This window comes from Staphylococcus sp. HMSC067F07 (genome assembly GCF_001837405.1).
Taxonomy (GTDB): Bacteria; Bacillota; Bacilli; order Staphylococcales; family Staphylococcaceae; genus Staphylococcus; species Staphylococcus capitis.
This window is the reverse complement of the sequence record NZ_KV832237.1, coordinates 421,650-444,939: the sequence shown is the minus strand read 5'-3', so window position 1 is coordinate 444,939 and position 23,290 is coordinate 421,650. Positions and strand designations below refer to the sequence as shown.

Here is a 23,290-nt window from a genome sequence, read left to right as displayed (position 1 = left end):
AATTCAAAGTGTACGAATAATACTTAAAATAAAGTAGATTTAAACAAGTTTTGGTTTTGAGTTTTAGTATAGAGGGGTAGAGTTGCTAATAGTAATTAAGAATATATAATAGTAAACAATTCAAACTAGTTAAGCTTGCTAATTAATTCAATCTGTTAGCTGGATTGTTTACAAGGCATAAAAATGTTTTTATTTTTGTATATAAAGAAGATAAAGCTAATTTGTATAATAAATTTATTCTTATTAAGAAGTCATCATTATTTATTAATTATATTTGATTTTGTTAAATGTCACTGTTTTATTAGTGACTACTATGAGGTTAAAGAATATGGTATTTCCTAAAAAAGTGTGTATTTTTTATAAAAATTATAGTATTCGTTTACTATAAGACTAGGAAGCATAATTGAATAACTTAGATTTAAGTGGAGCTATGACTATACAGTCATGGCTTTTTAATATGTAAATTTTACTTTAGAGTGTAAGTATATGTGATAACACTGTATTCTCATTATTTAATAAAGTTAGTCCTAATTTAAACTATTATATTATTACACATATGTAATAATAATGATAAAATATAGAAATATTTTTAAACTCGTATTAATATGTAATTGAAAAGAATTTAAATATTCTTTTAAAAAAATTAAGGAGTGATTCGAATGAAATGTGTTAAAGAAAAGAAAGAACTTTTTGATCTTGACGTTAAAGTAAATGCGAGAGAAATCAGTAATTCGAAATCAGATCCACCAAACACAAGTTTAATTTGGTGTACAGATGGATGCGCTAAACGGTAAAAACTTGTAATTCTCTAGTAAAAAGTGTTGATTTAAGTGCAATGTTTGAGCAGAGTTCCTTATAAAGGGCTCTGCTTTATTTTTAGAGGTGAATAAATGAAAAGTATTTTTAATACGTCTAGCTATTACATTATTAGAGCTCCTTTACTTCCTGTTTCCATTTATAATACTTATTTAAAAAATGATGAAATAGATTATTCCTCTTTTTTTCAAAACAAAATTATTGAAGAAACCATTTTGACTACGACATATCATTTATATCAAAGCTTAACTAATATTTCATTTGATAGTGAGACGAAGAAAGTGCGTAATGCTAAAGAGAGCTTTTTAAAATATCTTATTAGAATGAGTACGAGGGGCACGCCATATGGATTGTTAAGTGGCGTATCATTGGGACAACTTGCTGAAAAAACAAATATACAAATACAAGAAGATGTTAATTACTATTATAAAAGCGTAAAAATAGATGGGTCTTGGTTAAGCAAATTAATTCATTTTTTAGAAAGTAATTATGATTATTATCAAGATAGTTACGTTATTTGGAATGAAAGAAATTACATTACCGACCAGCGTATATATTTGGATAATCAAACATGTCTCATTCAGGAAAATAATAGAGAACTAGTCTCGATCAAAAATAATGATTTGCTTAAATTCATTAAACAAAGCTTGCAAGAGGATTTAACATTTAAAGATCTAATAAAATTAATTTCAGAAAAATTTTTAATTAATGACGAGCAGGAAATAAAAAGTTTTATACAAAATCTATTAGACAAAGAAATAATATTTACAAGCTTAAGAACTGCTTTTAAAAAAGAAAACCCGTTAGATTATTTATTATGCTTTTATAGAGACTTTGATAATGATTTTATTAGATCACTTCAACTTATACATTTTGAAATGATGAAGTACCAAATTATGGAAATTGGGAAAGGTAAGAAAACCTTTTTAAGAATTCGAGAGTTGATGAGTCATTTATTTAAAGCTAAAGAGTATATTCAAATTGATACTAAAATTCAAACTAAAAATAATTATTTAAGTAAGAAAATTGCTAGAAATATTAGTGAAGCTGCATATCTACTATGGTTACTTTCTCCAGATGATTTGGGTATTAGCACTAATCATGATTTTCATTATAGTTTTTTAGAAAAATATGGTTTAGAACAAATTGTAAATTTAAAGGAATTACTTTCTGATATCAATGGTATGGGTTATTGCACTAAAGAAGATAAATCTATAAAAAATAATAGTCCTTTTTTGAAAGAAAAATATTATTACGCACTTTCTCATAATGAAGAGATAGAAATCACTGAAAATGATTTCTTAGACATAGAAAAGAAAAACACTATTCCTATCGAGAGAGCGCCTTTATCTTCAGAAATATATAGTGAGTTTTATTATGGTAATAATATAAAAGGATATGATGAATTTTTGGTGATTAGTCCTATTGTATCTTCTTTCAATGCTGGTGCGACGATGGGGCGCTTTTCTCAGGAAATTGATAGGGACATACGTAAGCAATTAGATAACGAAATATATGAACAATATATTGAATATAGTAATGAAAATAACACTGAAGTTATTCATATAAATGAAATTCCTAAATATGCCAGAAATTTAAATATTAATCATACTGGTACTACAAAATTTAAAGAACTTGACCTAGATATGCCATGTAGTTCAATTACATTAGACGATTTATATGTTGGAAGTACTTTTGATAAATTATATTTATTTTCTAAAACTTTAAATTCAAGAATCTTATTTATTACTCATTCTATGTTGAATTATGTTTTATGTTCTAATTTATATAGGTTTCTCAGAGAGGTGTCCTTAGGTAATACAAAATTTATCCAACCTATTAAAGACGATGGAATTGAGGGATTTAATTATTGTCCTAGAATTAGATATAAAAATGTAATTTTAAAGCCCGCAACATGGAAATTAAATAAAGATATGTTTTCAAGTAGTGAAAAAGAAAATTGGATTGAACAATTTCATAAGATCCAACAATTTTATAATATCCCTAATGATGTCAATATGGCTTTTGGCGATAATAGGTTAACGATTAATTTGTCTAATGATGCGCATATATCTATATTAAAAAAAGAAATTGAAAAGCAAGGTAGAGTTTGTCTTTTAGAGGAATTTATATCTAAGTCTAACAATGATAGAGTGATAGAAATTGTGACGCCAATATATAGAAAAGCTAAATCTAATGAAAAAAGTTTAATGATTCCTAAAAATATATATAAGCGATTGGAAACTAAAAGGGAATGGCTTTCAATACATTTGTATATTGATGAAAGCTATCAAAATGAATTTTTAATTCAATATATATTACCGTGTTTAAGAGAACTTTTTGATAATAATCACTTAGAAAGTTTCTTTTTCATTAAATATAGAGAAAATGATCATTTCATTAAGCTTCGTTTATTAAGTAAATCAAATGATTCAATACATTTATATCATGAGATAATGCAACTTAAACAAAAGTGGCTTAAAGAATCTGAATTATCTACTTATGCTATTGTAGAATATCAACCTGAAATCAACAGATATGGTGGTATTGAAACAATTGAGATCATTGAGGATTATTTTATGTATGATAGTTGGTTGGCAATTCATATCATTGATCAAACATTTAATTATCCTAAGGAATTTATTGTAGCAATAACTATTATTTTTTTTAATAAATGAATTAAATATAAACCAAGAAGAAATTGATGAAATTAGACATAACAATGTTGAAAATTTATATCGTAATAATGAGATAAGAGAATATAAAAATGAGATGGTTAAACTTACTAACCCTAGAGATAATTATTGCTATTTACATGCAAAGCTACCCAAACTTCATCAAATTTTATATAACAATTATAAAGAAATTGAAAAATTAAAAGTCGCTTTAAGTAGAGGTTTATCTACTCCTAGAGCACATATTATTGGCAGTTTGATTCATATGAGATGTAATAGAGTATTTGGCGTTAATCGAGATAAAGAGAAATTTGTACTTTCTATTTTTAATGAAATAGAGAAGACAAAGAAATACTGGTGTGGTGATATTATCAATGAATAAAGTCGAAGCAATGATGAAAAAAGAAGTTGAATTTTTATCACACTATGAAAATGCTACAGCACTAATTGAGAATAAGAGTGATTGTTGGAGTTCTTATACATTGTCCCATGGTTATCCTGGAGTGATATTGTTTTTAAATGAATTTCAAAATTTATACCACGTTAACTTTGATGAATTAATACATAAATATGTGTTGAGGATAGGCAAAGAATTAGAAAGAGGAATAGAAGGTTATTCTTTGTTTAGTGGTATATCAGGTATAGCATTTTCAATTGATGTGGTATCTGATGGTCATTTACATTATCGAAATATTTTGCAGACACTAGATGATTATTTAATCGAGTTTATCAATAGAAAAATGACGTGTATAAATACAGAAGCTAATCCTAGAGAATATGATGTGGTAAGAGGTTTAGCGGGTATTGGTAGGTATTTGTTAAACAGAGTAGATGCAAATCCGAAGGTTATTTCTAGTTTGATAGAAATAATGAATCACTTTAGAGGTATACATTATTCAAAAAGACACTGGATTGTTTCCAAGGATAATCAATTTTTAAATATAGATAAAGAAAGGTTTTCTTTAGGAAATATAAATTTAGGTTTAGCACATGGCATATTAGGTCCATTCTCGTTGTTGGCGCTTAGTAAAATAAAAGGAGTGGAAATTGATAATCATTCAAGTTTACTTTCTGATATTACGGAATATTTATTTAAGACTGAATTTCAATATAATCAAAGTTGGCTTGATCGCTATGATATAGCAGAAAAGTATTATCCTTCATACTCTATCAGAAATGGCTGGTGTTACGGGGATACTGGGATAATGAATACAATTTGGCTATTAGGTTTAGCTTTAAATAATGTAAATCTCATTGAGAAAGCTAAAAATTTAATAATTAAAATAATTAGATTGAATAATGATAATTTATTGAGTCCAACGTTTTGTCATGGTCTATCGTCTCATTTAACTATTCTAAATAATGTAAATAGATACTTTAATATACAAGAAGTTAATAGTTATCTAGAATTAATCCAGGAAAAGATATTGTCACATTATTCTTCTGAAAATCAGTTTATGTTTTATGATATCGAATTAGAAAATAATCAAACACGTTATAAAAATAAGGTGGGGTTATTAGAAGGACAGATAGGTATTCTTTTATCATTATTAGATTATCAAGCCACTCATAGTAATTATTTAGAAAAAAGTTGGAAAAATATGTTTTTAATTAGCTAATAATTTCGTCTCGTTAAAGCGTTAACCAATAGTAAACATTTAAGATTTTAATCGTAGTATAATATTAAATCCTCAAAGTAATAGAATTTATAATACTTTGAGGATTGTTTCGTGTTTGTACTGATTATGAATTTAATTATCTATCTTTGATAACTAATTTGTAGCCTGTAGATCTTTTATTTATAATTTCCAAATTATCGCAATTTTGAAGATGGTATCTTAATCTGTGAATGTAAACATTTATAGTATTAGAATCTACATATTCTAAGGTATCCCAAACTTGAATTTTTAGATCTTTGCTGGAGACGTATTGGTTCACATTTTGGTATAGATAATTTAGAATTTGCAATTCAATGTGGGAGAGTGCATATTTTTTGTCCTTAAAAATAAATAATTGCTTTTCAAAATCGATGAGCAGCTTAGGTCGAAGGTAGTGTAAGTGCTTCTTTATTTCGTTAATAATGAGCCACTCTATAAAATAATGGTCTTCGTCATTAAGGATGACATATAAAGCTACACCTTTTTCATAAAAGTAATACTTTCGGTCTTTGTTATTATTTTTAGTTATTACTATGATAGGTATTGAACTCACTTTATTTTCTATCATCTGATTATATTCGTTACTAGTTTCCCAAATGATAAGCAAATCGGGTTTGGACTTCTTTGAATTAATAACAATGCAGTCATTAATGTCGAGTATTTTTTCTTTTTCTATTTCATTTATAGAAGGTAAAATTTGGATATTAAACACTTATAACTACTCACTCCTTTAATAAATTGTAAAATATTTAATATGACTCTATAGAACTTACTTTCTCTATCTTTTTCTTTTAGCATATATTTCACCTCAATCGTTTAAAGTAATTTTAATCATTCTTGCTATAAAAAGGAGATAAAACATTATATTTAGAAAATTCTGATTATTAATCATAATGACTACTTTTTAGAATTATTAATTTGATTTTACGGATTATTTTACCTTAGTTTTTTATCTGAATTTCACATTATATATTGTAAGGGTTTTCACTATAATATTCCATAAAATTTTAAATAAAGATTTCGACATTTTTATTACATTACTATAATGAATATCTTTTAATTATTAATAGAAGTTTTTATTTAATAAAAAGTCGAACTAACCGTACGTGATTAGTTCGACATATTTAAAATATAGTGCTTCTCAAACAAATGTAATGTTCCCATTAATAAACTTCTTAGTATTTATTTTTCTTTATTCTCATTGTCATTGCCATTGTTAGATTTTCCTGATTTACCAGATATGAGGTTTCTAATGGCTTTAACAATATAGCCTGTGATTAAAATTCTAAAAACTCTTCTAATGATATCCATAATTATTCTCCCTTTATGATTGATTTATTATACATATTTACCCTTGATTGTAGCTTATTAAAAGTAATTTTAAGAATTTTTAAACATTCAACATTGAATTTACTCATCAACTTGATGCCCAGTTAGTAATAATTTTATTAAATCACAGAGATTATATATAATAACAGTGCAACCTATTTAAAAAGGGGAATAAATGATGATTAGAAGAGCGCGACCAAGTGATAATAGGCAAATTGCTAAATTATGCTATATCATATGGAAAGATATGGAGTTAGAACTGACTCAAACGTTTACTAAAAAACGTGTGATTGAGGCGATAGAATTAAGCATTGTAAATGTTAAATATCGTACGTATTATGAGCATATTTGGGTATATGAAAAAGAAGGTGTCGTGGCTGGTTGTATTATAGCTTATCCAGGTGAAAAGGAGCTAGATTTAGAGAGACAATGGTTGAATTTACCGCTTGAAGAGGATATTCGTGAACTAGGTACACCATTACCTCAACAAGAAGCTTACAATGATGAATTCTATATTGAAGCGGTGGCTACTTTTCCTGAATACAGAGGTCAAGGCATCGCTACGCAATTGTTAAAACATTTAATTGAGACTGATAAAAATGCGAAATGGAGTTTGAATTGTGATTATGAGAATGAGGGCGCTTTAAAACTCTATACTAAATTAGGATTTAAACAAAATGGAGATATTGATTTGTATGGGCATCAGTATCATCACATGACATTAAATTAAAAACTCGACATTGAAATGTAATTTCATTGCCGAGTTCATTTTCAAAAGTATTAAATTAAAGCCCACCTAACAGTGCGCTAATATATATTCCTAATGCATATAAAAGACCAAATATTGTGTTGGTCTTACCTGTAGCTGCCATAGCTGGCATCATAGTAGCTGGTGTATCGTTCTTATTAAAACGTCTTACAGCTTTAATTGGCATAGGGAATGATAATAACACTAATAAGTAAAATAGTGATCCTGGTGCTTTGAACAATGCTGTGAAAATAACGAATACATAAGCAACTATATACATGGCTGCCATGAAAATCACAGAGGCACGTTTACCTAATAAAATAGGTAAAGTTTTTCTGCCACTTTCTTTATCTTTAACACGGTCACGGATATTGTTTGCCATATTAATAAGTCCAATTGTAATAACGATTGGAATACTAATCCAGAAAGCATAACCTTGAACATTTCCTGTTTGAATAAAGAATGATAACACTATAATAATCATTCCCATGAATAAGCCGGAAAATAGTTCGCCAAATGGTGTCCATGAGATTGGAATAGGTCCACCAGTGTAAAGATAACCAATTGCCATACAAACGATGCCGACTGGAATAATCCAGAATGAACTTTGTATAGCTAAAAAGATACCTAATAATGCTGCGATAATATAAAATGCAATCGCTATGTTCATGACAAGTTTTGGACTCATACCATTACGCACGATAGCGCCACCAATACCTACAGAGTTATGATCATCAAGACCTTTTTTGAAATCATAATATTCATTAAACATATTTGTTGCAGCTTGTATTAATAAACATGCAAGAAGCATGGCTAGGAATAAACTGAATTTCAAATGGTCTTCACTACCTAGTAGATAAAGCTTTGCAGTAGCTGTTCCGACTAAAACTGGGATGACTGCTGCGGTTAAAGTATGAGGTCTCATCAATTGCCAGTATTTCTTAACAGTTGAATATTGTTGATATTGATCTGCCATAATATGCATAACCTCTTATTTATATAGTTTTAACATAAACATTTTAAAGGAATCGTAGCTAAAGGTCAATTGACGTGAAAAATTGCATGTTTAGTTTAAGCAAGAATGATAACACATGAATTCAAAAATGATACAATATACTAATGAGTAAAATTCGAAGGAGAAAGAAGTGAAAAGAATGGCTGTGAATGTTAAAGAAGAAGACATTGTCGATAAATTGTATGCGAGCACCAAGGACTGGGTGTCTGTTGAAACTGAATTAAATAGAACAATTGATCCAAGTACTTTATTTTATTTAACAGAACAGGATGCTGGCGATCGCTTTTATATGCGCTTAAATGACAATCATTCTTCATATTTTGGATATCATGCAGTTCAAAGGTTTAAAAATAACTTTGAAAATAAGCAGTCTATCTTTAAGGAATGGGAAAATTTAAAAAATGAGATCGAATTAATACATCCTAATACCAGTCAACACCACCTAAGATTATGTGGTGGATTTCAATTTTCAAGTCATAAATCAGACGATGAGTGGCGAGAGTACGGGTTAAATCACTTTGTATTACCTAAAGTATTGATATCTATTGAAGGGGACCGCACATTCATCACTTATACTACTGAACGCCAAGATTTTAATATTGAAACTTTTAAAGAGGTAGTTTCATATTTTGAGAATACAGAAGTTAATGAAACAGAAGATAGTCTTGGAGATGTTACACGTGTGGAAGACATCTACAAAGACGATTGGCGAGAACTCGTTGAAGAAGCGATAGAAACAATTGATGAGACTAAAAAAATTGTACTCGCGCGTAGACGTTTAATAAAATTTAATAAAGATATTAATATTCCTTACGTTTTAAATCAAGCTTTAAAAAATGAAAAGAATAGCTATATGTTCTTATTAGAATCTAATCAATCTATATTCTTTTCACAAACGCCTGAACAACTCATTAAAGTTCAGGATGGTGTACTTTCGACAAAGGCTGTCGCGGGAACAATTAAACGTTCTCATAACGAAGTAGAAGACGAAGCGAATATTAAAGCTTTCTTAAAAGATAAGAAAAACTTAGGTGAACATCAATTTGTAGTGGAAAGTATCTTGAATGATATTAAGCCTTTCGTACAAGATGTAGAGTACAATGAAACACCTAATATTTTAAAAAACGATCATTTATATCATTTATATACAGAGATCAAAGGACATTTAAACGAAAAATCATACATTGGTTTAATTGATTGCTTACATCCTACACCAGCTCTAGGTGGTTATCCAAAGGATGAGGCATTAGAATTTATTGAGAATAAAGAATTTGGAACTCGAGGACTTTATGGTTCTCCAGTAGGTTTCATTGACGTTTATGATGATTGCGAATTTATTGTTGCGATTCGTTCGATGTTAATCAAAGGAGACCAAGCTACATTATTCGCAGGTTGCGGTATAGTTAAGAATTCTGATCCTGATAGCGAAGTCGCTGAAACAGCAGTCAAATTTTCACCAATGATGAATGCATTAGGAGTAGATAATTATGACAAATCATAGCGACGCATTGACGCAACAAGTTTTCACGTTCGCATCTGAATTATATGCATATGGCGTACGTGAAGTGGTAATTAGTCCAGGATCACGATCAACGCCGCTAGCCCTTGCATTAGAGGCACATCCGAAAATTAAAACCTGGATACATCCTGATGAACGAAGCGCAGCATTCTTCGCATTAGGACTTATTAAAGGAAGTAAAAAACCAGTTGCGATATTGTGTACGTCAGGTACAGCAGCAGCGAACTATACACCAGCAATCGCTGAAAGCCAAATTAGTAGATTGCCTTTAATCGTATTGACGAGCGATAGACCACATGAATTACGTAGTGTAGGCGCACCTCAAGCGATTAATCAAGTGAATATGTTTAGTAATTATGTCAATTTCCAATTTGATTTACCTATCGCAGATGGTAGTGAGCAATTGCTAGATACGATACATTATCAGATGCAAATTGCGAGCCAATATCTATATGGGCCGCATCGTGGTCCGATTCATTTCAACATGCCATTTAGAGAGCCATTGACACCTGATATGGATCGTGTTGATTTACTCACATCTGAGAATAAAACATTACCGCATTACCAGAAGAGTATTGCTGTTCATGATATTAGCGCAACATTACAGAAGAAAAAAGGCCTTATTATCGTAGGTGACTTGCAACATCAAGAGGTTGATCAAATTCTGACGTATTCTACAATTTATGACTTGCCTATTTTGGCTGATCCACTAAGCCAATTACGTAAAAATAATCATCCTAATGTGATTACCACGTATGATTTACTTTATCGTGCAGGTTTAGATTTAGATGTAGATTTTGTTATTCGAGTGGGGAAACCCGTCATTTCTAAAAAGTTAAATCAATGGCTTAAACGCACATCAGCTTATCAAATATTAGTACAAAATAACGACAAAATTGATGTCTTTCCAACACCACCGGATATTTCTTATGAAATTTCAGCGAATGATTTCTTTAGATCTTTAATAGAGGAAGAGAATGTTCAACGTAAAGATTGGCTAGAATTGTGGCAATCATTAGAAAGACAATCCCGCATTGAAATTAAAGATTACTTGAACCATGCATCTGACGAAGCAGCTTATGTGGGCGAACTTATTCATAAATTATCAAATGAAGATGCGCTTTTCGTTGGAAATAGCATGCCTATTCGAGATGTTGATAATTTAATGTTTGAAACCGAAGCGGAAGTTTATGCTAATCGTGGTGCAAACGGTATAGATGGAGTGGTATCAACTGCGATAGGTATGGCGGTTCATAAGAATGTGACACTTTTAATTGGAGATTTATCTTTTTATCATGATATGAATGGTTTATTAATGGCGAAGTTAAATGATATTCATATTAATATTGTGCTTGTGAATAACGATGGTGGTGGCATCTTTTCTTATTTACCTCAAAAAGATTCAGCTAGTGAATATTTCGAAAGACTATTCGGTACACCAACAGGTTTAGATTTCGAGCACACTGCATTATTATATGATTTTACTTTTGAACGCTTTGAAAACTTAACAGACTTTAAATATATGGAATTATCAGCGATGGGTTCTCATATATATGAAGTTTTAACGAGTCGAGAGGATAATTTGCAACAACATCAAATTTTATATAAGAAGTTGAGTGATATCGTTAATGTTACATTATAATTTTTTTAAATCTCAAAATGATAGCAAACAATTGCTTGTGATGTTGCATGGCTTTATTAGTGATTCGACAACGTATGACAGTCATATTGAGCAACTTCGTCAACATGTAAATGTATTAACCATTGATTTACCCGGACATGGTCAGGATACTTCAGACATGAGTGATACTTGGGATTTCCCGTATATTGCTCATGCGCTTGATGAGGTACTGAGTCAATATCACATGTATGACGTGTACCTTCTTGGTTATTCTATGGGCGGCCGCGTAGCGCTATACTATGCTTTAAATGGCAGTGTAGCGCTGCGTGGGTTGCTCTTAGAAAGTACTTCAGCGGGGATTCAATCGGAAGCGGATAAAGTGGAACGTGTTCAAGTGGATGCGGCTCGTGCGAAGGTGCTTGAAATTGCTGGATTGGAAATCTTCGTGAATGATTGGGAGAAGTTGCCGCTTTTCCGGTCGCAGTACGAATTGGATGCTGAGGTACGGAAGGCTATTAGGGCGAATCGAATGAGTCAGAATCCTGTGAGGTTGGCTAAAGCGCTTCGGGATTATGGTACGGGCAATATGCCGAATCTTTGGCCACAAGTGTCGTCGCTTCGTGTTCGTACGTTAATTTTGACAGGTGAAAAAGATGAAAAGTTTGTTCAAATAGGACAGAAATTAAAAGAAGAGATACCTAATAGTCGAACTGTACAAGTTTCAGATGTTGGGCATACAATTCATGTGGAAGATAGTACGGAATTTGATACAATAATATTAGGTTTTTTAAAGGAGGAGCAAAATGACTAGACAGTGGGAAACACTTAGAGAATATGATGAAATAAAATATGAATTTTTCGAAGGGATTGCTAAGGTAACGATTAATCGTCCTGAAGTACGTAATGCGTTTACACCTAAAACAGTAGCTGAAATGATTGATGCATTTTCACGTGCGCGTGATGATCAAAATATTTCAGTTATTATCTTAACTGGTGAAGGCGACAAAGCGTTCTGTTCAGGCGGAGATCAAAAGAAACGTGGTCACGGTGGTTACGTAGGTGACGATGAGATTCCTCGTTTAAATGTGCTAGATTTACAACGTTTAATTCGCGTTATTCCAAAACCTGTTATCGCAATGGTTAGAGGCTATGCCATTGGTGGCGGTAACGTATTAAATGTAGTTTGTGATTTAACAATCGCGGCAGATAATGCAATCTTTGGTCAAACTGGACCTAAAGTAGGTTCATTCGATGCTGGTTATGGTTCTGGTTACTTAGCACGTATCGTTGGTCATAAAAAAGCGAGAGAAATTTGGTACTTATGTCGCCAATACAATGCTCAAGAAGCTTTAGATATGGGCTTAGTTAATACGGTAGTACCTTTAGATAAAGTTGAAGACGAAACAGTTCAATGGTGTAAAGACATGATGAAACACTCTCCAACTGCTTTACGTTTCTTAAAAGCAGCAATGAATGCCGATACAGATGGCTTAGCTGGTTTACAACAAATGGCTGGAGACGCAACACTACTTTACTACACAACTGATGAAGCGAAAGAAGGACGCGATGCTTTCAAAGAAAAACGTGATCCTGACTTCGACCAATTCCCTAAATTCCCATAAGCGTTTAGTGAGAATATAGATAAATCCACTTGATTGATATCGATCAAGTGGATTTTTATATTCATAGGTATCTTATTTAGTTGAGAAATGATTACCCTACAAGTCTTTATTTCATCTTATCAGGATAATTTTGGTTTAAATAGTTCTCTAGACGACGCATGCCTTCTTTGAGCATATCCATCTCATAAGCATATGAAATTCTAATATATCCTTTACCCATATCTGTGAACGATGAGCCAGGAACCATTGCGACATGTGCTTGTTCAAGTACATCTACACAAAAATCGAAATCATTTTCAGTGAATTTCTTTATACTTGGAAAAATATAAAATGCGCCTTCCGGTTGAGCTGTTAATTCAAAACCAAGTGATTCAAGTTTATTTTTTAAATAATCACGACGTTTAATGTAAGCATCATTCATGTATTGTGGTGCCTCTAATCCTTCATTTAAAGCAGCGATACAAGCAATTTGAGCGGGAACATTGGCACAAATACAATTATACGCGTGCATAAACGTTAACTTTTCAATTAAGTATTCTGGACCAATGAGGAAACCTATACGAATACCTGTAGCTGAATGCGATTTACTTAAGCCTCCAATGAGTAACAATTGATCTCGAATTTCTTCGAATTCCGCGAAGGATGTATGAGCGCCTTTAAATGTATTTTCAGCGTAGATTTCATCGCTAATAATAAAAAGGTTTTTATCTACAAGTGTATCTACTATGGCTTTTACCTCTGAGCGTTCAAGTATAACGCCTGTAGGGTTAGTAGGGTAGTTAAGTAGAATAGCTTTGGTTTTCTCTGTAATATGTTTATTAATGAGTTCCGGTGTCACTTTAAATTCTAATTGTGTGGTATCCATGTAAATAGGAATGCCACCTAATGTTTCAATAAGTGGTATATATCCTGCGTATACTGGCCCTGGAATTAAAATTTCATCGCCGGGTTCAATAATACTTCTCAAAGATGTATCTAGCGCTTCACTAGCTCCATTAGTAATAATAATTTCTTCTTCACTATATTCGAACCCATATTTATTCTTGAAATAGTTACTAATTGCTTGTCGTGTTTCAGAGAGGCCTTTATTGTGCGAATAACTTGTCTTATCTTCTCTAATTGCACTGATGTAAGCTTCTTTAACAACGTCAGGCATTGGAAAATCTGGTTGTCCAATAGTTAAGTTCACACAATCATCAATGTGTTTCATTCTGTTTGAAAATTGACGTATACTTGGCGCTCTTAAAAATTTTGAATTTGTATTTAATGATAACTTCATTTTCGAAAAACACCTCTAAAAAAATACCAAAATGTAGTATTTGAATTGTTAAAATATTCTCATAATTCTTTCAAATTATTACTATCATAACATATTTTAAGTACTACATTTCGGTATAAAAATACATCTATGAATTATAATGAAATTGTTAGTCTTTGAAATCCGCTGGTTTGCGCAAGTTGATGACTGGATTAGTCCATTTACACACAAATCTTGATGATAATACGAACACGATAATCAGTGAAGTAACGATTAAGAATAAATATGTGAATATCGAAACTGTATCTTTAAATGGATAAATAGCAAAGCCTCTTAATATACCAATGACAATGCCATGTAACAAATATACAAACATCGTTCTACGTCCAATATATGTGTAGAAACGCTTCTTCTGTGATGTCAGATTTAAGAATGCACTCATAGTTATTAGAATAATGTTGTAGTGTATTAATCGTTTAAATGGACTATACATATCACCACCATGGTTTTCAAGTGATATATAAGGCGAACTGCCAAGTAACCAATCGCCATTAATAGGGTGCATAACATACCCTATAAAGAAACCAATAAGTATAATGATTGATAAGGGTACCCATTTTTTATTTCTTAATTTGATTGTTTGTTCTTTAGTGACTAAATGTCCTATATAGAAGATAGGAAAGAAGACGATTGTTCTAGAAATACTCATATAACTATCTATATTACCTGAAAATCCTGCAAGCACAGAAACTAATATAGCAACAGATAAAACAATATATGGATTGTATCTACGCACGATAACTAATACAACATGGAAGAAGAATAGCGTGAGTAAGAACCATAGGGCAAAGACCGGGTTAAATGGATCTAACTGTATAGCGTCTTCCTTGCCAGTTAAGTAATAATATATTGAAAAGAATGCGAAAAAAATGATATAAGGTACTAGTAATTTTTTAGCGATCTTCTCTAGGTAGTGTGGTTTATCAAGATTTTTCGCAAAATATCCCGAAATAAATAAGAATGTAGGCATATGAAAACTATAAATGAGTAGGTATAATGCTGATAAAAATTTATCTTCGGAAGTATAAGGTTGTAAAAGATGTCCAAAGACAACTAGAAATATTAAAAATGCTCGGGCATTATCGAAAAAATAATCCCTATCTTTGATAGCTGTCATAAAGCGTCTCCTTTTTCTCTCTGAATAGACTTATTATAATTTAGTATACTTTTAGGTAGATATGCAACGAATTTGTGCAAAGTGTATAATAGTATTGTATATTTTATAAATAAAGCATATAATATTAACAACCTTAAATAGTGGAGTAGAACAACATGTATAAACAACTTGAAAAACTTATCACACTCACAAATAATGATTTAAATTTAGTAAACAGACGTTTCGGTCAACGTACAGATATAACCGCTGAACAGTTAGAATTATTACGTATTTTATATAATTATGATCGCTTATCACAATATGATTTAACTATGAAGATCAGCCGAGAGCAATCTATCGTTTCAAGATGGATTAAAAAGCTAGTACTTAAAGGTTATATTACAAGTCAACAATCTCATGAAGACTTACGTTGTAAAGAGTTAATATTAACTGATGAGGCTCGCGCACTTATTCAACAAATTAATACAGCAAGATGTGAATTAATCGAAGCGAGATGCCAATGTTTAACACCTAAAGAAATAGAAAGTCTTAATCAATTATTAGATAAACTGAACAGTAGACATATTTATATTTAGTTTAGTAATTATTTTAATTTTTGCTTCAAAGTGCAATATACATCTAAACAAATATTTGACTAAAAAGGTAAGTAACTTATAAGTAATATTTTATTACTGATATAAGTTGCTTATTTTTTTATTCATAACGAGACGTAAGTTCAAAATGAGTTAAAAATGGAAAAAGGGCACCTCTAAGTTATTTTACTTAAGAGATGCCCTAATTAGAATTACTAATTATTTATTGTATTGTGGGATTTCAAAGTATTTACCAACTTCACCCATTTTATCGTAGAAACCTTTAATAACTTGAGCGTTTAAATTAGCCCAGTTAATATCTGTAGCGTATTGATGTGTACCTGGATGTGCAGGGTTCCAACGCATTTTATAAAGCGTATTTTGTCCTGCTTTGACATAAGATTGACCAATAAATTTAGCTCCGCCAACAATAGCTTTGGAAACTGAATCCCAACCAGCTTCTTTTGCATATTTAATGCCTTCTATTAAAGGATTATCATCATATGCGCCTATACCAAATACATTGTGATATTTTTTAGCTGATTTATTAGTGAATTTACCGTTAACAATGTCTCCACCTTTAGCTAAATCAGAAGTACCATAACCAGTTTCTATTAAAGCGTGAGATATTAAATAAATCTCATTAATACCATACTTTTTAGCAGCTTGGCTAAATGACGCGCCTTGTCCTTCTAGAACACCTTTACCTTCCAGCAATTTATTAAGTGCTGAAACTGGTAAATATTGTGGTTGGTCTAAAAGTAAGAATTGATATTTATACTCATCGTCTTTAGCTAATCTAATAGGATCCATAGCGTTTTTAATTTCATCATAATTAGCATCTTCCCATTTTCCTGCTGTTCTTTGAACTTGAGGGTTATAGTATGAATTATTTTGAATATTTGCTGCTTTTGTTAAAGTCATACCAGTTTTAACGTATCTGATTGACTCTTTAGACAAGTCAGTTGATTTAATCCATACATATTTACCATTTGTTAATTGACCATAATACCAAGTTACACCGTCGACTTTCATTTGTTTCGATACAAAGAATGGTTGATTGTAATAAGAGTTGAGTGAATAATGGGCGTTATTTGCAACATCATTATAGTAGTAACCCTTATTATTATTTACAACAAACGTGTAATGATATGGAGTAGCTTGAGCATCAGTACTATTTTGAGTTAAGTCTTTAGCTGCTATCCAACCTGTTCTGTTATCAACTGTTCCATATAAGAATAATTCTTTTCCAACATATACCGATCTAGCAGCACTAAACGCTTTATTTGAAATCATTTTTGATGAAAGAAGTTGTTGGTTCTTCGTGCCCCAAGCAATAGAATATAATCCGTTGTTTTCTGAATTAACTTTATATTTACCTGTAGATTTTGTTTGTTTACCTAAGTTTTGGCTTGTAACATCTTTAATGTTTACCCAACCTAAAGGTGTATTTTGAGTGCTGTCTTGAAGTAAAACATAAGTGTTGTTACCTTCAGTACGTTGTTTGCTAATAACAAAGGTACGGTTAGCATATTTAGTGCCGCTTTTAGCTGTTTTATCATAAACAGATGTTTTGATACCTGAATTATTAGCTTTAACCTGTGCTACTTTATTTATAGTTTGAGTTGTTGCACTTTGAGTTGCTTTAGATGTTGATTGAGTTGAAGCAGCTCTATTCGCAGTTGTGACTTTACTGCTCGTTGCAACTTTAGATTGAGTTGGTGCAGTTAAATAATATTTACTTACCCAACCAGATTTACCATTGACCGTTCCATATAAATAAGTAGCTTTGTCGATTTGTTGTTGTTTCGTAGCTTTGAATGTTTGGTTGCCAGAACCTGAAACTTTACTAGCTTCTTGATTAAATGTACCCCAAGGTACCGTATATAATTTAACGCCAGGTTTAATAGTATAAGTTGCGTTCACTTTAACAGGTGATTTCGCTGTGTTATACACTACATCACTTTGTTTAACCCAACCATATTTTTTACCAGTGTTATAGTCTTCAACTAGGTAGAATTTATCATTACCTAAAGTAGCTGATTTTGTAACAGCTAAAGTACGTTGTACTTGGTCTGTTTTTTTACCTTTACTGTCATAAACGGTTGTATAAACGCCATTATTTTTAGATTTAATTTGAGCAACACCGCTATTTGCAGATACAGTTAATTTATTATTACTAGTTGATGAAGAACTTGAACCACTTGATGGTTTAGTTGAATTGCTACTTGATGATGGAGTAGTTAAATAATACTTACTAATCCAACCAGATTTACCATTTACTGTACCGTATAAATAAATAGCTTTATCAATTTGTTGTTGTTTTGTAGCTTTAAATGTTTGGTTACCAGAACCTGAAACTTTACTAGCTACTTGGCTTGGTGTACCCCATGGTACAGTGTAAAGTGTTGAACCTGCTTTCACATTGAAAGTTTGATTTACTTTAACAGGTGATTTCGCTGTGTTGTAAACGACATCGCTTTGTTTAACCCAACCATACTTTTTACCGCTATTATAATCTTCAACAAGATAAAATTTATTATTACCTAAAGTTGCAGATTTAGTTACAGATAAAGTTTTTTGAGCTTGATCAGTAGAATGTCCTTTAGAATCGTAGACTGTAGTATATAATCCACTGTTGCTAGGTTTGATTTGAGCGACACCACTATTAGCTTTTACAGTTAATTTATCGCTACTTGATGAACTTGAACCACCTGATGGTTTAGTTGAACTTGAAGAAGTAGTACCCCAAGGTGCAACTTGTCCAGTTTTAATTAAGTATTTTTCATTAATTAGATCATAAAGTTCAGCATAACTGTAATTATGATTACTGAAATATTGATGAGGGTCTGCATGGTCTGTACCACCTAACCATCGGCTAATTGCATAGTGAGTCCATACTGTACCTTGACCATCATTCTCAGCACTATCTGGTTTTAAACCATAATAAACAAGTTGAGTTGCAGCATAGTCTGCGTAGTTATTCATAGAGCGCGCAAATGAAGCGTAATCATGTGTGTGAACAATCTCAACATTAATAAAACGCTCGTTACCAGCTGGACCTGCGCCCCAAGATAAATAATCAGTTGGCGCAGTTTCAACAATTCTATTGCCGTCAACAAATGCGTGTACAAATGCTGATTCATAATTATTCTTCATAAAATTAATTTCGCCATCAATTGTAGAGTTTTCATTTGCAGTGTCATGTACTACGATTCCCTCAGGGCGACCTACACCATATCTATAACCATATTTAGGGAAATATGAAGTGTAGTTTTCTTCAATTTGAGGTGCTTTGAAATTATTCTTACGAATATAATCATTGATTGACGATTTAACTTGAGGTGTGTATTTAGGTAAAGAAGAAGTGGCTTTAGATGTCGTTTTCTTATTTACTGAATACATCATTCTAGGTTTAGCTACTGAACTAAATGTAGTCACTTTTTTATCATTATTAGAAGTAGCTTTTTCATTAGTTGATTTGTTTGAACTAGTAGTAGCGTTACTGTTAGTAGCTTTCACACTAGTAGTTGTAGCTTTATTAGTTGATTCATTATTTTTAGATTTATTAGATTCAGCTTTAGGCTCTGAACTATTGTCCTCTTTAGCTTGAGCAGTTAATGACGCGTTTTGAGGCTGCTTATCATTATTAGTTCGAGTTGTATGAGAATCTGCTTCATTAGATGTTGAAGCTTGAACATTAGATACATCTGTATCTTCAGTCTCATCATATTCGTCATAGTCAAAATTATACCCTGATTGATTAGTGCTACTTACTTTAGCGCTTGATTGATTAGTTTCTTCATCAGTTGGTTGTTGACTATTAGAATTTTTAGTTGTTTGATGATTAGAATGACTTGAATTAGAAATAGAAGTCTCACTATTTTCCTTTTCATTAGTTTTGTTTAATGATGATTGAGTAGTATCTAACTCTTTATTGTCATTACTTTGTGTTTGAGATGCATATTGCTCGTTTGTAGATGAGTTGTCTACTTGTTGACTCTCATTAGATTTTGAATCTTCAGTATTTGATGGGTGAGCTACTTCTTCAGATTGTGAAGTAACTTCATTTTTGTCCAAGCTAGATTCATGATTTTGTTGTTCAGGTTGTGAAACATCTTCATTATTATCTGATTTTAAGTCTTCTTTAGTAGAAGGACTAGTTGCATCTTGTTCATGTTGTTCAGATTGTGAAGCTTCCTTATGATCATCTTGTGTGCTAGCATCTTCTTTATTTGAAATTGTTACGTTAGCATCTTGAGTTTGTTGGTCAGTTTGAGCTGAATTGTTCGATTGATCTTGAGAAGTTTTACTTGAAGAACCGTTTAATTCATCTAGTGAGGCATCGTATGTATTTGAAGTGGTATCATCATTTGATTGAACTTTCGTAGGATCTTGATAAGTTTGAGTTCCTGAAACATTTTGTGCTGGTTGAGAGACTTTCTCTTTAACTTGTTCAGCTTGTTTAAGAGTAGCTTGGTCATCCAATACGTTTTTATTGTTTGTTTGATCTTGAGTGTTTTCTGCGGCGTGTGCGTGGTGAGCAGTGAAGGCAGTTCCAAATAACGTTAATGCAACCATTGACGGTAATTTGTAATTGAATTTCTTCGTCATATTTTTATTTACTCCTCATAATATATTTTATTTTGTACCAATTATAATATTAGTTGTAATATCTGTATTACTTTTAACAGTTTTGTAATCAAACTTTAACCTATGACTAACTGATAATTATTTTAGTATTCATACAGTTAAAGCATTAATTACGCGTTTTCTATTCATTTTCATTAGTGTAAAATGCATATTAAATATTACATTTTTAAGTTTGTGCAAAGTTGAAAATTGAATATAAAAAGTTGTTATATTGCTTTATTCATTCTGATGTGTTCGATATTTTCTTCAATGAAAGTATTCCCGAATGCTTTATAACCGATTTTTTCGTAAAAAGTTTGCGCATGTGTTTGTGCATGCATAGTTAATTCGTCAAAGTTTAAATCATTAGCTAATTCTTCAATAGAGTTCATTAATAGTTTACCGTAACCCAATCCTCTATGTTCTTTAATGATAGCTACACGTTCCACTTTTCCTAACTTTTCTTTAATAGGTCTAATTCTAGCGGTAGCAAACGGATCACCATCTTTTGTATAACCAATTATGTGATATGATATTTCTTCATAATTATCTATTTCATTCTCCTCAGGGACGTGTTGTTCTTTGACGAAAACTTTTTTTCTTATCATAAAACAATCATTCAACATGTCTTCATTAATAACTTTCTTAAACATTTAAAACCTCCAGTATCTCTAATAATTCCCAAAATCATGTAATTAAATCACAAATTGAACAGTTTTTTAATAAAATTTTCATTCTAGAAGAGATGGCACATCCAAGAATCAAAAAATTATTTATAAAAAAACCGCTAACATAGTTAAAAGCAATGTTAGCGGAAAGTTAGAGTTATATTAAAACACTCTGAATGTTTCATTTATAGAGCTTCTTTTCGTACAATGGCGCAATATTGCCAAAAAATTCTTAATTGCGCTATATTCCAGTTATTCATGCCCATCGTAAAGCCAGATGGTTTAAACAAGTTAACGTCTGTCACTTCAAGTGCAGCAGCGATTAGGTATTGTAAAGGTACGCTAATACTTTTCATAGTTTCAGTTATACCATTTTCATCATAAACCCATGTGAAAGGTAAGTCAGATTCGAATACATCTACTTTATTGAAAATCTCAGGAAGGGCGACAATATAACAAGCGCCGTCGACGACTGGATTATCGAAACTGTTTTTATAGTAAACAAGTAATGCTTCGTAGTTTTCTCTATGCTCATGATTGACATAGAAGAATTCATTACGAAATAGGGCCATGTCTTTACTATGAACAATTTGTTGTTCCAACATATTAAACATGCCATTAATATTAGCGACCTTTTCATATGTTTTGCGACTCATTGTATAAGCTCCTCTCCTAATTAAATAACTGCGATGTAAACATGATTAATAAATAGTTATTGAACATTCATATTAGCATCATCATTTAATGTGTTATTTTGCTCATTATTTTGTTGATATTGATTTTGGTAATTGTTGTCATCAGTTGTTTGATTATTATTACCTGTATCTTCTTGACCATCATTTTGATCGTTATTGTTGAATGTTGCTTCGTTATTTGAGTTATCATTCATTGTATCGTTGTTATTATTGTCATCATCGCTTGTTGTGTCTTTTTGATTTTGACGTAATAAACTATCACTTAACTCTGTTAATGGGACGAGTGAACCATAATGTTTGATAACTCTATGGTCTAAAAAGTCGTCTTTATCTGTTATTTTAGATAAGCCTAAATCAGAGCGCAAGATATTTGAATATTTCATTATACTTTTAACACTTGGATTATAGTAATAAATACCATCTAAATAATCGTCTTTACCTTCAAGTTGGGATGTTTTTATATCTGTGTTGCCTGTAAGATACATCTTAGCTAATGATTGAATTTCCTTTTTAGTAAGATTATGTTTAGCATTTTTACCAACGATTTCAACTACATTATCTAATTTATCAATTGAATCTAAACTTTGGGCTTTTTGGAAAAGAATTTTTATTAAGTCCATTTGTCTTTGACCACGTTTTAAATCTGAATCATGATGTCTTGTTCGAGCTACAGCTAAAGCTTGGTCACCATTTAATTTTTGATAGCCTTTTTTAATTTTTATTCTGCCGGTATCGTCACTATTTGGTTCATTTAAATTATAAGGCACATCATAATAAATACCGCCTAATTCATCAACAGCTTCAACAAATGCTTTCATATTAATTCGAACATAGTAATCTACTGGTACATTCATTGTCGCTTCAACAGAGTCCATAGCAGCTATAGGACCACCGTATGCATGAGCGTGAGTGATTTTATCATAATAGCCTACTTTTGGTATATAACTAATTGTATCGCGTGGAATACTTAACATTCTAATTTGATGTTTCTTTTGATTAAATGTTGATAAAATCATTGCATCTGATCTAGAGTGTTCAATACTTTGTCCGTTCTTTTCTCTGCCTTCATTATCATCTATTCCTAAAAATAAAATAGAAATAGGTTGCTTTTCAGGATTTACTTTTGAATCTCTTAAAGTGGATTGACGTTGCGCATTATGCTGATCTTGAGACTTTTCAAAAGCAGATTCTGAACTTTTATATAATTGAGTAGCAAATATGATTGGAACGACGACAAGAACGAATGTTAATAATATTAAAAAATACTTTAAAAATTTGTTCATCG

The 23,290-nt window shown here is 31.3% G+C and carries 19 protein-coding genes; 10 read left to right on the top strand and 9 right to left on the bottom strand.

Going from position 1 to position 23,290, the window contains the following annotated elements:
- Positions 1–659 precede the first annotated feature (659 nt).
- The 4 genes from HMPREF2706_RS09035 to HMPREF2706_RS09020 all read left to right on the top strand — a co-directional run bounded on the left by HMPREF2706_RS09035 (position 660) and on the right by HMPREF2706_RS09020 (position 5,110).
- Positions 660–794 (top strand): gallidermin family lantibiotic, encoded by a 135-nt coding sequence (locus HMPREF2706_RS09035; protein WP_030065142.1) that lies wholly within the window; start codon positions 660–662, stop codon positions 792–794.
- Between the two features lie 96 nt (positions 795–890).
- Positions 891–3,494: a lantibiotic dehydratase gene (locus HMPREF2706_RS09030; protein ID WP_070862330.1), complete on the top strand. Its 2,604-nt coding sequence runs from the start codon at positions 891–893 to the stop codon at positions 3,492–3,494.
- Positions 3,495–3,588: 94 nt separating this feature from the next.
- On the top strand, positions 3,589–3,873 hold the full coding sequence (locus HMPREF2706_RS12405; RefSeq protein ID WP_070862329.1) for a lantibiotic dehydratase C-terminal domain-containing protein: 285 nt from the start codon (positions 3,589–3,591) through the stop codon (positions 3,871–3,873).
- Entirely contained in the window at positions 3,866–5,110 is a 1,245-nt protein-coding gene (locus HMPREF2706_RS09020) for a lanthionine synthetase C family protein (protein ID WP_064212237.1), read from the top strand. Before HMPREF2706_RS12405 ends, HMPREF2706_RS09020 begins: the two co-directional genes overlap by 8 nt.
- A 136-nt stretch (positions 5,111–5,246) precedes the next feature.
- Here the strand turns inward: HMPREF2706_RS09020 and HMPREF2706_RS09015 are convergent, their stop codons facing one another.
- Together HMPREF2706_RS09015 and HMPREF2706_RS12400 are read right to left on the bottom strand one after the other, a co-directional pair.
- A complete protein-coding gene (locus HMPREF2706_RS09015) occupies positions 5,247–5,861 on the bottom strand; it encodes a winged helix-turn-helix domain-containing protein (protein ID WP_049427964.1) in 615 nt (204 codons plus the stop codon).
- A gap of 470 nt (positions 5,862–6,331) precedes the next feature.
- On the bottom strand, positions 6,332–6,460 hold the full coding sequence (locus tag HMPREF2706_RS12400) for an SAR1012 family small protein (RefSeq protein WP_002435341.1): 129 nt from the start codon (positions 6,458–6,460) through the stop codon (positions 6,332–6,334).
- 196 nt (positions 6,461–6,656) lie between these two features.
- Here HMPREF2706_RS12400 and HMPREF2706_RS09010 point away from each other — a divergent pair, with 196 nt between their 5' ends.
- Positions 6,657–7,208, top strand: coding sequence for a GNAT family N-acetyltransferase (locus tag HMPREF2706_RS09010; RefSeq protein WP_023350492.1), 552 nt, complete (start codon positions 6,657–6,659; stop codon positions 7,206–7,208).
- Between the two features lie 55 nt (positions 7,209–7,263).
- Here HMPREF2706_RS09010 and HMPREF2706_RS09005 read toward each other — a convergent pair whose 3' ends face one another.
- Positions 7,264–8,202: a 1,4-dihydroxy-2-naphthoate polyprenyltransferase gene (locus HMPREF2706_RS09005; RefSeq protein WP_023350491.1), complete on the bottom strand. Its 939-nt coding sequence runs from the start codon at positions 8,200–8,202 to the stop codon at positions 7,264–7,266.
- A gap of 178 nt (positions 8,203–8,380) precedes the next feature.
- Between HMPREF2706_RS09005 and HMPREF2706_RS09000 the strand changes: the two genes are divergently transcribed.
- Genes HMPREF2706_RS09000 through menB form a run of 4 tightly spaced genes read left to right on the top strand, consistent with a single transcriptional unit; the run spans position 8,381 to position 13,003 of the window.
- Positions 8,381–9,742, top strand: a complete 1,362-nt coding sequence (locus tag HMPREF2706_RS09000) for an isochorismate synthase (RefSeq protein WP_030065153.1) — start codon at positions 8,381–8,383, stop codon at positions 9,740–9,742.
- The gene (gene menD / locus HMPREF2706_RS08995; protein WP_002469946.1) at positions 9,729–11,402 is read left to right on the top strand and encodes a 2-succinyl-5-enolpyruvyl-6-hydroxy-3-cyclohexene-1-carboxylic-acid synthase; all 1,674 of its coding nucleotides are present in this window, start codon (positions 9,729–9,731) and stop codon (positions 11,400–11,402) included. The genes HMPREF2706_RS09000 and menD overlap by 14 nt, the downstream gene beginning before the upstream one ends.
- A complete protein-coding gene (gene menH, locus HMPREF2706_RS08990) occupies positions 11,389–12,192 on the top strand; it encodes a 2-succinyl-6-hydroxy-2,4-cyclohexadiene-1-carboxylate synthase (RefSeq protein WP_030065155.1) in 804 nt (267 codons plus the stop codon). The genes menD and menH overlap by 14 nt, the downstream gene beginning before the upstream one ends.
- A complete protein-coding gene (menB, locus tag HMPREF2706_RS08985) occupies positions 12,185–13,003 on the top strand; it encodes a 1,4-dihydroxy-2-naphthoyl-CoA synthase (protein WP_002435362.1) in 819 nt (272 codons plus the stop codon). Before menH ends, menB begins: the two co-directional genes overlap by 8 nt.
- A 106-nt stretch (positions 13,004–13,109) precedes the next feature.
- Here the strand turns inward: menB and HMPREF2706_RS08980 are convergent, their stop codons facing one another.
- Both HMPREF2706_RS08980 and HMPREF2706_RS08975 read right to left on the bottom strand, forming a co-directional pair.
- Positions 13,110–14,282, bottom strand: a complete 1,173-nt coding sequence (locus tag HMPREF2706_RS08980; protein WP_049427968.1) for an aminotransferase class I/II-fold pyridoxal phosphate-dependent enzyme — start codon at positions 14,280–14,282, stop codon at positions 13,110–13,112.
- A gap of 148 nt (positions 14,283–14,430) precedes the next feature.
- A complete protein-coding gene (locus HMPREF2706_RS08975) occupies positions 14,431–15,438 on the bottom strand; it encodes an acyltransferase family protein (protein ID WP_030065159.1) in 1,008 nt (335 codons plus the stop codon).
- A gap of 155 nt (positions 15,439–15,593) precedes the next feature.
- Between HMPREF2706_RS08975 and HMPREF2706_RS08970 the strand changes: the two genes are divergently transcribed.
- A complete protein-coding gene (locus HMPREF2706_RS08970; RefSeq protein WP_002435477.1) occupies positions 15,594–16,013 on the top strand; it encodes a MarR family transcriptional regulator in 420 nt (139 codons plus the stop codon).
- A gap of 216 nt (positions 16,014–16,229) precedes the next feature.
- Here HMPREF2706_RS08970 and HMPREF2706_RS08965 read toward each other — a convergent pair whose 3' ends face one another.
- From HMPREF2706_RS08965 to HMPREF2706_RS08950, 4 genes are all read right to left on the bottom strand, one after another.
- Entirely contained in the window at positions 16,230–20,624 is a 4,395-nt protein-coding gene (locus HMPREF2706_RS08965) for a glucosaminidase domain-containing protein (RefSeq protein WP_049427969.1), read from the bottom strand.
- A 245-nt stretch (positions 20,625–20,869) separates the two neighbouring features.
- Positions 20,870–21,295 (bottom strand): GNAT family N-acetyltransferase, encoded by a 426-nt coding sequence (locus HMPREF2706_RS08960; RefSeq protein WP_002435317.1) that lies wholly within the window; start codon positions 21,293–21,295, stop codon positions 20,870–20,872.
- Between the two features lie 200 nt (positions 21,296–21,495).
- Positions 21,496–21,966 (bottom strand): DUF2538 family protein, encoded by a 471-nt coding sequence (locus HMPREF2706_RS08955; protein ID WP_002435360.1) that lies wholly within the window; start codon positions 21,964–21,966, stop codon positions 21,496–21,498.
- 56 nt (positions 21,967–22,022) lie between these two features.
- Positions 22,023–23,288, bottom strand: a complete 1,266-nt coding sequence (locus HMPREF2706_RS08950) for an LCP family protein (protein ID WP_030065162.1) — start codon at positions 23,286–23,288, stop codon at positions 22,023–22,025.
- Positions 23,289–23,290: the final 2 nt, after the last annotated feature.